The organism is Microcoleus sp. PH2017_05_CCC_O_A, from assembly GCF_020738785.1.
Classification (GTDB): domain Bacteria; phylum Cyanobacteriota; class Cyanobacteriia; order Cyanobacteriales; family Microcoleaceae; genus Microcoleus.
On the sequence record NZ_JAEQCB010000080.1, the window covers coordinates 21,033 to 32,603 of the forward strand.

The 11,571-nt window shown below is 48.6% G+C and carries 5 protein-coding genes; 3 read left to right on the forward strand and 2 right to left on the reverse strand.

The annotated features are described in order from the left end of the window. The first annotated feature begins 170 nt into the window (after window positions 1-170). Complete coding sequence (locus tag JGK20_RS19440) at window positions 171-1,382, forward strand: M20 family metallopeptidase (RefSeq protein ID WP_293231803.1); 1,212 nt, start codon at window positions 171-173, stop codon at window positions 1,380-1,382. A 330-nt stretch (window positions 1,383-1,712) separates the two neighbouring features. On the opposite strand, the gene JGK20_RS19445 is transcribed toward JGK20_RS19440, so the two are convergent. Both JGK20_RS19445 and JGK20_RS19450 read right to left on the reverse strand, forming a co-directional pair. After that, window positions 1,713-2,693: an aldo/keto reductase gene (locus tag JGK20_RS19445; protein WP_293231805.1), complete on the reverse strand. Its 981-nt coding sequence runs from the start codon at window positions 2,691-2,693 to the stop codon at window positions 1,713-1,715. Between the two features lie 345 nt (window positions 2,694-3,038). Next, on the reverse strand, window positions 3,039-4,355 hold the full coding sequence (locus JGK20_RS19450; RefSeq protein ID WP_293231807.1) for a glycoside hydrolase family 10 protein: 1,317 nt from the start codon (window positions 4,353-4,355) through the stop codon (window positions 3,039-3,041). Window positions 4,356-4,634: 279 nt separating this feature from the next. Here JGK20_RS19450 and JGK20_RS19455 point away from each other — a divergent pair, with 279 nt between their 5' ends. Continuing rightward, complete coding sequence (locus JGK20_RS19455) at window positions 4,635-6,080, forward strand: FAD-dependent oxidoreductase (RefSeq protein WP_293231809.1); 1,446 nt, start codon at window positions 4,635-4,637, stop codon at window positions 6,078-6,080. A 516-nt stretch (window positions 6,081-6,596) separates the two neighbouring features. Beyond that, window positions 6,597-11,459: a CHAT domain-containing protein gene (locus tag JGK20_RS19460; RefSeq protein ID WP_293231811.1), complete on the forward strand. Its 4,863-nt coding sequence runs from the start codon at window positions 6,597-6,599 to the stop codon at window positions 11,457-11,459. Window positions 11,460-11,571: the final 112 nt, after the last annotated feature.

Here is an 11,571-nt window from a genome sequence, read left to right on the forward strand (position 1 = left end):
TGTACTCTGCGCCCTCTGTGGTAAAACATCTTAGATTTTATTTTAACCGCAGAGAGCGCAGAGAGCGCAGAGAAGGAAAAGAGAGTTTTACAAATTATTTAACTGGTTCCCAGGTAAAGAGTAAAACGAGTAAACAACTAACAAATAACAACTAACAAATAACAACTAATATGGTTTCTACTGTACCGAATTTAACCGATTTCGATTTATCTCAGTTGCGGCTGGAGATTAGAAGTTTGCAGCCTCAGCTAGTCGAATGGCGCCGCCGCTTGCACCAAAAACCGGAGTTGGGTTTTGATGAGAATTTAACAGCCCAGTTTATCTCCCAAAAGTTGCAGGAATGGGGAATTGAGCATCAAACTAATATTGCTAAAACGGGTGTTGTCGCAACTATTGACAGCGGGAAGCCGGGGCGGGTTTTGGCAATTCGGGCTGATATGGATGCTTTGCCGATTCAAGAGGAAAATGAGGTGGATTATCGATCGCAGCATGATGGTATTATGCACGCTTGCGGTCACGACGGTCATACTGCGATCGCCCTCGGGACAGTTTGTTATCTCGCCAAGCACAAACACAGCTTTTCGGGTAAGGTAAAATTCATTTTTCAGCCCGCCGAAGAAGGCCCGGGTGGCGCCAAACCGATGATTGAAGCCGGAGTTTTGCAGAATCCTGACGTTGAGGCGATCGTCGGCTTGCATTTGTGGAACAATCTACCATTAGGCACTGTAGGCGTCCGCAGCGGCGCCCTGATGGCGGCTGTAGAAGTTTTTGACTGCACGATTTTTGGCAAGGGCGGGCACGGTGGAATGCCACATCAGACTGTAGATGCGATCGTCGTTACAGCCCAAATTGTCAGCGCCCTACAGGCAATTGTCGCACGGAACGTTGACCCGATCGACTCAGCGGTAGTCACAGTCGGCAAATTCCACGCAGGGCACACCCACAACGTCATCGCCAACACCGCCCAAATCGGCGGCACAGTGCGCTATTTCAATCCCATATATCAAGGTTATTTTCACAGGCGAATCGAGCAAGTAATTGCCGGAATTTGTCAGAGTCACGGCGCCAATTACCAACTAGATTATTCTTCGATTTATCCACCAGTTATCAACGATTCAAGCATGGCTGACTTAGTACGCAGCGTGGCTGAATCCGTTGTGGAAACTCCTGCGGGAATAGTCCCAGAATGTCAAACAATGGGCGGGGAGGATATGTCATTCTTTTTGCAAGAAATCCCCGGCTGCTATTTCTTTTTAGGTTCCGCAAATCCAGAGAAAAACTTGGCTTACCCGCACCACCACCCGCGTTTTGATTTTGACGAAACTGCGTTGGGGATGGGTGTAGAAATGTTTGTGAGGTGCGTAGAAAAATTCTGTGGTTAGAGTAGAGTCGGCGGTTGAAACCGCGTCTATACAAATAAAACCTGCCTCCGCAGGTTGAAGAATCAAAGGTTAAAATTACGTTATTCAGCAATTAGACTCGGCGGTTGAAACCGCGTCTATACAAACAAAACCTGCCTCCGCAGGTTGAAGAATGAAAGGTTAAAATTATGTTATTCAGCAATTAGACTCGGCGGTTGAAACCGCGTCTATACAAATAAAACCTGCCTCCGCAGGTTGAAGAATCAAAGGTTAAAATTACGTTATTCAGTCCGCGTCGGCGGACATTGTTTGTGTAGGAGCGGTTTCAACCGCCGACTCTAACGAACCGGGTTATCTCGTTTGAAAGATATTCTGCACCATTTTCTTATCCACACTCGCCGCCGCCTTATCCAATTCTGCAATCTCCCCCGAATTCAACTCCCAGCCCAAAGCACCAATATTATCCATCGCCTGCGCCGCCGATTTAGCCCCCGGAATCGGAATAGTTTCTTTGCAGATGCACCAGTTGATTGCTATCTGCGAAACAGTCTTGTTTCTGAACGCCGCTATTTCTCGCAAACAGCCCAAAAGCGATCGCATTCCCGGCAATAATTGCTTGCACGCCAAACCTCGGATACCTTTAGGAATAGAGCCATTTTCCGAATATTTTCCAGTCAGCAACCCCAAAGCTAAAGGACTGTAAGCAATCAATTTTATCCCCAATTCATCGCAAACATCTTTCAATCCAAGTTCTGTTACTGGATAAGTAGAAAGTAGCGAATATTGCACTTGTAAAGTCACAATAGGAACTTGGCGCGAACTAAATCTTTGATGCACCCATTTCAACCGTTTCGGCCCGTAATTAGATAAACCCACTCCCTTGACCAATCCTTGCTCGTAAAGGTCTGCCAAACCGTCCAAAAGAGCCCCCTCTTGCCAAGGTGCATAATTGGCTGTAGACCAGTGCATTTGCACCAAATCCACATTCTTTCCGAGGCGGGAAGCCGAGGCTTTTCCAGCAGATATCATGGATTGTCGCGTCAGTCTCCAAGGATAAGCCGCTAATTTTGTCGCTATACAAATATTGTCTTGATTTGCACCTTGATATTGTTGGGAAAACTGCCCCAAAAGTTGCTCGCTGCGTCCGTTTAATTTCCCGGTTCCGTAGGAATCACCTGTATCAAATAAGGTGACACCATTGTTAACGCAAAGATTGAACGCGGCTTGCAATTCTTCGTCCATACTTTCATCGTAACCCCAGAGTAATCTGTTACCCCAAGCCCAAGTGCCGCAGCCCATTTTTGGTAATACAATTTTTTGATTAGTTGACATTTTTATTGATGATTAATGATTGATATTAGGGTAAGGTATACTGAACAAGTGACCGGGGATGCTCGCACTCGTTCGTCGTTACCAAAGTATCTCACCAGCCCCTCACACGCGAGCGGGGACGGCACTAGGAAGAGACTGAGGAATGATATTAATGATATTATTTTCGCTTACATCCAAACAATAATTTTCCGCTCTTAAGTGCGAGCGTCCCCGCTCGCGTAACCTTCACTCCCCGCTCGCGTAACCTTCGCTCCCCGCTCGCGTAACCTTCACTCTCCGCTCGCGTAACCTTCGCTCGCCAGCGCTGCAATATCACGATGTAACCGGATTTGATATGAGGACTTTTTACTTTTTAGATGTGGTTGGTGAGGGCGAAGGTGGGCTGTTTTTTGTAGGTTGATTGGGCTTAGCTTTGGGGTCTGGTTTGGCTGGGGGCGGCGGAGGAAAAGTTGCCGCGCGTCTCGGTATTTGTAGCGCTGTGCGGAATGCAGAAGACGGGAAGAAGGCGCTAAATTGAGAAAGTCGATCGCCCATTGGTTCGGGTGCATCTTCCCACAAGCTTTCGTAGTAGAAGAAAGCGGCACCTAAGCCGTATTGTTGGACTGCTTGCACCTGGGATTTAATTTGCCCTATCGCTACTGGACGATTTCTTAAACCTGTCATAATCCCAACTCCAGTGGGAATTTTTTGCTGTGCTTCTCGCATTTCTGGACGGTTAATCTTGTCCACAAATGATTCTAGATTGGGACGGTACACTTGCACGATCAGTTCGTCGGCAATATCCAAACGCACCCAAGCCAGCCAATCTTGGAGGTGATGTTTGTAAGCAAATTCGTAGTAATTGGGAGAAATCGAGAAAATTGCCTTGGGTTTTGCTGCTTTGACGGCTTGATTTAGTTGGGACATAAAAGCGGTGATTTTATTAGCTCGCCACTTCACCCATGCTGCGTCTTGAGAGTCGCTTGGAGGTGCTTTTTTGGTTTCTTTGGTATACAAAGCCACTGTGTATTCGTCATAGCCAAATTCTGAGGGCAAACTCATATGGTCGTCGAATTGGATGCCGTCGGCGTTGTATTGGGTGGTGATTTCTAGTACGAGTTCGGTAATAAATTTCTGGACTTCGGGATGAAAGGGATTGAGCCAAACTACTTCGCCACCTGCACCGTTTGATGTTTGAGTGCCGTCTTGTTTTTGTGTCAGCCAATCGGGATTGTTTAAGGCTAATTCTGAGGTGGGAGGAGTCATAAAACCAAACTCAAACCAAGGAATTACTAGCAGCCCTTGACGGTGAGCTTGAGCGACTAAATCTCCGATCATATCTTGTCCGTCTAACCCTCTATAAACAAAGGGTTGAATGTCTCTTTGCTGGGCGACTGGGCTGGGATACATTGCATAGCCAGAGTTCCAGACTACGGGATAGATTGTGTTAAAATTTAATCGCTTTAATTGGCTGACAGCCTCGGCTACTTTGCGCCTATCTCTGAGGATGTCTTTGTCGTTTGTCGTCATCCAAACTCCGCGAATTTCTTGGCGGGGTTGCTGGGCGATCGCGCCGATCGCATTATTGACCAACAATACTATAATGAATGAGAGGGCAAACAGCAGTGGGAACAAACGTTTAATCGATCGCGACCAACTGCGAGGAATGATCCGTAATGTCATAATTGTGAATGGTGAGTTAGCTATCAAACACACCCCGGCATAATTTGGTGATAAAATTTGGTCGCTCTACAGTCTACAGCCATTTGCGCTGAATGTGCGATCGTACAATCGCTGAAAATCTGCGATGTAGGCGGGGGGTAAGTGAGAGCATTTTGTCAAAAGTGCTGGCCAATCTTAATTACACACCGCCAGCTCTCCTGACCGGACAGTCCTGTCTGCGGAAGTGCAAGTGCTGTACAATATCGGGGAAAGGAATATTTCGATCGAACATCTGTAATTGTGAAAGATTTAGTCTTAATTGGCGGCGGTCACAGTCATGCTATTGTATTGAAAATGTTCGGCATCAAACCGCTGCCCTCCGTGCGGTTGACTCTGATTAGCGATGTCCTGTACGCGCCCTATTCGGGGATGTTGCCGGGACACGTTGCCGGGTTTTACGATTATGATGAATGTCATATCGATTTGCGATCGCTCGCCGAATTTGCCGGGTGTCAAATATTGGTCGATCGGGCGATCGCGATCGACTTTAACAAAAATTTAGTAATTTGTCAAACCAGCCCTCCAATTAACTTTGACGTGCTGTCTGTGGATATCGGCAGCACTCCCGCGACTATATCAGTTCCAGGTGCGGCAGAATACGCAATTCCAGCTAAACCCGTACCGGAGTTTTTAGCTAGCTGGAATCAGTTAATCTCTGCAACGCAAAACTATCCAAAAAAAACTGTACGAATCGCGATTGTTGGTGGCGGCGCGGGCGGCGTAGAATTAGCGTTGAATATGCAATCTCGTCTTGCGAAGGAAGAGGAAAGAAGGAAGAAGGAAGAAGGAAGAGGGAAGTCGGAAGAGGGAAGAAGGAAGAGGGAAGTCGGAAGAGGGAAGAAGGAAGAAGGAAGAGGGAAGAGGGAAGAGGAAAGAAGGAAGAAGGAAGAAGGAAGAGGGAAGAAGGAAGAGGGAAGAGGGAAGTTCGGCAGCGGATTTTGTAACGGATGGATTTTAAAGGAGAGAGGAAAGTTTAAGCAGGAAGAAGGATTAGAAATTCATTTGTTTCATAGCGGTGCTGAATTGATGCCTGCACATAACAAACGGGTTCGCCGCCGCCTGAAAGAAATTCTGATTAGTCGCGGCATTCAACTGCATCTAATGGAAAAAGTTAGTGCTATAGAAAAGCAAGAAATGATGGAAATAACATCCGATTCTCAATGCCCAATGCCCAATGCCCAATGCCCAATGCCCAATGCCCAATGCCCAATGCCCATTTACCAAATATACTGTGAATCTGGTTTGAAGATTGAGTGCGATCGCATTTTTTGGGTGACACAAGCATCCGCCGCCCATTGGATCGGAGAATCTGGTTTAGCAACTGACTCAAACGGCTTTATGCAAGTCAACGATTGCCTGCAATCAGTCTCTCACTCCAACGTATTTGGGGCTGGAGACATCGCGGCGATGGTTAATTATCCCCGTCCCAAAGCAGGGGTGTTTGCTGTGCGTCAGGGCAAACCGCTGTTTGAAAATTTGCAGCAGTTTTTATTGCAAAAACCGCTGAAACCCTTTGCACCGCAGGAGAAATATTTAGGCTTAATCGGTACTGGGAATAAAAGGGCGATCGCATCTCGCGGATCGTGGATGTGGGAATCAGCGCTACTGTGGTACTGGAAAGATTGGATCGATCGCCAATTCATGCAAAAATTCAGTAATCTACAATCTACCCAAAAACAGCAATAGTAAATCAAAATACATTCAACTATAATCTTCTCTTTTATTCTCTTACTCTGCGTACTCTGCGCTCTCTGCGGCTAATAAAAAAGTTCATTTAGTTGACAGTTGACCGCTTGACAGTTGACAGGTAAACACAACTACCGTCAGAGGAGCGAGTGATTTCGTGGTTTGACTGCTCTTCTATCCAATCAGTACACCACGAAAGCCAGCATTTTGTCAAGACACCTGCTACAGATACATATCAAATCTGCATGGGATTTCCGATATTATGGCAGCGGGCGCTTTGAAAGTGCGATCGACTGAAGGAGGCACCCTTGGCACCCAGGAGACAAACCCCCCGTGTAGGCGCGCGATCGACTTTTTTAAGTTTATTGGCACTTTCGCGGAACATTACAGCTCAAACAAAATCAAAACTACTATAGATTAGAATTGGGAATCGGGAATTGGAAATCGGGAATTGCTTCCCATGACAACTATCAACCATCAACTATCAACTGTCAACTATCAACTGTCAACTGACTAATGACCTATTTTCGCTCTGCTTTAATTTTGACATTAGGTTTTTGGCTGCTACCGATAGCAGTGCGATCGCAATCTGTCGTTCCGGCGAATGACGGCACTAATACTGTTGTCAATCAGGAGCAAAATCGCTTAAACATTAGCGGCGGACAACTGTCGGGAAACGGCGCCAATCTCTTTCACAGCTTCAGCCAATTTAATCTTAGCGAAGGTCAAATTGCGAATTTTCTAACTAATCCAAATATTCAAAATATTTTAGGGCGGATTTCCAGCAGCAATATTTCCGTCATTAACGGTCTGATTTCTGTAAGCGGCGGCAACTCAAATTTATTCCTGATGAATCCGGCGGGAATTGTCTTCGGTCAAAATGCCAGATTAAACGTGCCTGGTTCTTTTTTGGCTACAACTGCTACAGGTATCGGTTTCGGCGATCGCTGGTTCAATTCTGCTGGAATTAATGATTATAAAGCTTTACTGGGAAATCCCAATCAATTTAATTTTAATAACTCACAAGTCGGTGCAATTGTAAATGCAGGAAGTTTGGCAGTTGGCAAGGGTCAAAATTTAACTTTGCTGGGCGGTACAGTAATTAATAGTGGGCAATTATCGGCGCCGGCCGGTCAAATTACGGTGGCTGCTGTTCCGGGACAAAATGCAGTCCGCATCAGTCAAACGGGTAACTTATTGAGTTTAGAAATTACTCCATCTTTGCCGTCAGAAAAATCTGCGATCGCCCCTGCTGCTACTTTACCTCAGTTGCTGACGGGCCCAGGAGTAGCGTCAGCCACAGGTTTAACAACCAACGCACAAGGTCAATTGGTACTGACGGGCGGCCAAACAGTGCCGATAAATGCCGGAAGTGCGATCGTCTCGGGTACTGTAAATGTATTTGCCCCTGCTGGCCAGACTGGCGGCACGGTAAATATTTTAGGCGAAAAAGTCGGATTGTTCGGCGCAAATATTAATGCTTCCGGGACTAACGGCGGAGGTGTTGTGCGCGTCGGAGGCGGTTTCCAGGGGCTCGAACCAGTGTTAAATGCCCAGGTAACTTATGTTAGTCCTGATTCTACGATCGCCACAAACGCGATCGACCGCGGCAACGGTGGCACAGCCGTAATTTGGTCAGACAATACCACTGGTTTCTTCGGCAATATTACTGCTCGCGGCGGCACTGCCGCAGGTAACGGTGGCAGAGTCGAAGTTTCCGGCAAAAATGCTCTAACTTTCCAAGGAGAGGTCGATACCCGCGCGCCTAACGGGGCGATCGGCAATTTGTTGCTCGATCCGGCAAATATTACCATCGTCAGCGGTAACGGCATTCCCAGCGCGCGATCGACCGGCGGGGAACTCCAAGCCACAGGATCGCCCGCTGAAACATCGATCTCAGACGCGCAGTTGGAACAGATGGCTGCCGGCAGCAACGTAGTTTTAGACACTCCGGGCTACATCACCGTCCAAGACTTGCCCGACAACCAACTTTCACTGCAAGCGAGAACCGGAGACAGCGTAACATTTAGAGCGGGCGGAGTGTTTTTTGTCAACGATCCCAAGGATTTAATCGAAACTCAAGGCGGCAACATCAACATTTTTGCCAGCAGCATCTCTCTGGGGCGGCTGAATGCGAACGGTGGCAACATTGCTCTCACTGCTAGCGGCATTGACTTCAGGGGCGGCAACAATTCTGTCAGCAGTGCGGGGGGAACAATTAGCTTGCAACCCAACGACGGCAGACAAATTCGGATTGGCGGCAGCGGGGATAATTTAGGGATTTTGGACTTAACGGCAACGGATATCGCTGCTTTGGCAGGGGATTTTGGCTCGATCGCGATCGGGCGTCCCAACAGCAGCTCGATCGCGATCGTCACACCCATTACCTTCAACAGTTCGCTGACACTTCAAGGCAACTCTATCGCGATCGACAATCCCCTAAGAACGACTGGCAGCGCTAGTTTGACTCTCGATGCGTCCCAAACTGCGATCGGCGCAAACATTTCGACATCCGGCGCCGATCTCACTTTGACAGGCAACTTCTCCCTAAATGCTGATGTAGCTTTGAGCACTCAAGCTAGGGGCAACATTCTGTTCTCCGGCAGCCTAGACGGAACTCGCGCCCTTAGACTTGACGCTCAGAGAGTGCTGTTCGGCGGTACAGTCGGTCAAGCTGCGCCCCTAGCTAGTTTGACTGTCAACGGCCGGAGTACCGAGCTATCCGGTGCGATCGCGACTGCGGGCAACATCACTTTCAACAGTGCCGTCACAGTCGATCGCACCGCCACCCTCGCCGCCAGTACCGGCAATATCACTTTTGCCAATACCCTCGACAGCACCCCGGGCGGCGCAAATAATTTGACCCTGCGCGCTGGTGGCAACATTACTTTTGGGGGTTCCGTCGGTCAAACTCAGAGCTTGGGCCAGCTCTCGGCTGACGCTCCTAGCATCACGGCGACTTCGAGAATTACCGCGCGCAATTTGACCCTAAACGCCCGAGATCCCGCTACCCTCGGAGGGGACAACGGGGCGGGTTTACCAGCCGATATCAACGCAGGAAACCTACTCTTAGAGGGCAATTTAAGGACGGATGGCGGCAGCATCAACCTGCAAGCAACTCGCGAGGTGAGGACTGGCAATATTACCTCCAACGGCGGGAGCATTCGAGTTGAGGGAAATACTGTTACTGCCGGTACGATCGACTCCTCATCAGCAACGGGAACAGGCGGCGCGATCGCACTCAAAAGCAATACCGGCCCTTTAACTGCCGGCTCTTTGAACGCTTCGGGAGCGATCGGCGGCAATATTGACCTCACCTCCCAAGCCGGAATTTCCGCTCTCGATCTCACCTCCCGAGGCACTCAGAGAAACGGTGGCACCGTCTCCCTCAGCGCGACAGGTAACATTCTGTTGGGTTTTATCGATGCTAGAGGCGGCAAACAAGACGGCACAGGTGGCAACGTTGATGTGACAACCCTTGGTTTATTTCGATCGAACAATGTTTTCACCGACGATATATCTGGCAATCTTTCCAGCAGTATTTCTACCGCCGGAAGTGCCAGAGGCGGCGCGATCGCAATTCGGCACGGCGGCGGTAGCAATCGACCATTTGTAGTTGGCGGCGCGATCGACAATGGAACCAAGGGAAGCATTAATTCTGGCGAGGGAAACACCATTTTCCCCAATCTTGCTTTTGGGGAAACTTACACCCAAGGAAGTTTACCAAATCTGATTTCCCTAATCGCACCAACTCCCGCAGCAACTCCCGCACCAACTCCAACTCCCGCACCAACTCCAACTCCCGCACCAACTCCCGCATCAACTCCCGCACCAACTCCAACTCCAGTGTCCGTAAATCCTGAGCCTGGGCGATCGCTTCCGGCATCTTTGCAAGTAGAATTGCGATCGCCAAATCGAGACAAGCATTCTCCAATTAGCCCGGATATTTTCACTCCTTCTCGCAGATACGATCCGGCAGGCTCGGGAGTGTTAGCATTTGAGAGAACCTTCACTCGCGAGTACGAAAAACATCTAAAACTGCCCGCCAGAACGCCGATAACTAATATGTCGGTAATTTACGAAACTCTTCGCAAAAACGAACAAATTACCCGCGTAAAATCGGCAATCATTTATATGAATTGGGTCAGCGGAACCAACGGGGCAGCGAAAGAAAATAGTTCGGTGCTGGTGGCAAGTCGGAATTTATCTAATGTATTTCCTGCAATCAAAAACCTCACATCCGAGTCTCCTAGCTCCTTAGAAAAAAAGTTAGGAAAGAGCCTCCAACCAGCCGGCAAAGAAATTTCCGATGTTCCTAACGGGGAGCAGTTAGAATTAGTATTAGTCACAGCTAACGCTCAACCAATACGCATTTTAGTTCCCGCAATAACGCGCTGGCAGGTATTGCAACTAGCAGAATCCCTGCAAGCCGAAATAACTAATCCCAGAAGAAGAAACAGCATCAGTTATTTGGATGCAGCCCAAAAACTTTATCGGTTGTTAATTGCGCCCATAGTCACAGAATTGGCAGCTTTAAAGATTGACAATTTAATTGTAATTCCGGCAGCAGGTTTGCGAAGCTTGCCCTTTGCTGCCCTTCACGATGGCAAACAATTTTTAGTAGAAAAATACAGCATTAGCGTCATCCCGAGTCTGAGTTTGACGGATACCCGCTACCAGAATATTGCTGACGATGAAGTTTTGGCGATGGGCGCGTCGGTATTTCAAGATAAAGCGCCATTACCGGCGGTACCGGTGGAGTTAGAGTCGATCGCGCCGCCGACGCGCGGAAAATCATTTTTGAATCAAGATTTTACCCTCAGAAACTTGCAAGCTCAGCGGACAAATCATCCGTTTGGTATCATTCATTTAGCAACTCACAGCGAATTCCAGCCCGGGCAACCGACTAATTCTTACATTCAATTGTGGGATACTAAGTTGCTCATCACTGAAATGCCGAAGTTGGGGTGGAATGAACCGCCAGTGAATCTCTTAGTTTTAAGCGCGTGCAGTACCGCTTTGGGCGACGAAGAGGCAGAGTTGGGGTTTGCCGGTTTGGCGGTAGCTAGCGGTGCGCGATCGGCTTTAGCGAGTTTGTGGGAAGTCAGCGACGAGGGAACTTTGGGGCTGATGACAGGGTTTTACCGGCAGTTGCGCGCCCCCAGACGCGAGGGGAATGTGACGATTAAAGCCGAGGCTTTGCGGCAAGCGCAATTGGAGATGCTGCGGGGGCGCGTGCGGATTCAAGACGGGCTGCTGCGAGTCGAAGGGCTTGCTTTACCTCTAATTTTGCCTCCGGAAATTGCCGCGCGGGGCGATCGAATCCTTTCCCATCCCTATTATTGGGCCGCCTTCACCATGATTGGCAATCCCTGGTAATTGGCGATTAGTGAGGTACGTAGTTGGGCTTTAGCCCTCTTAGGTACGTAGTTGGGCTTTAGCCCTCTTAGGTACGTAGTTGGGCTTTAGCCCTCTTAGGTACGTAGTTGGG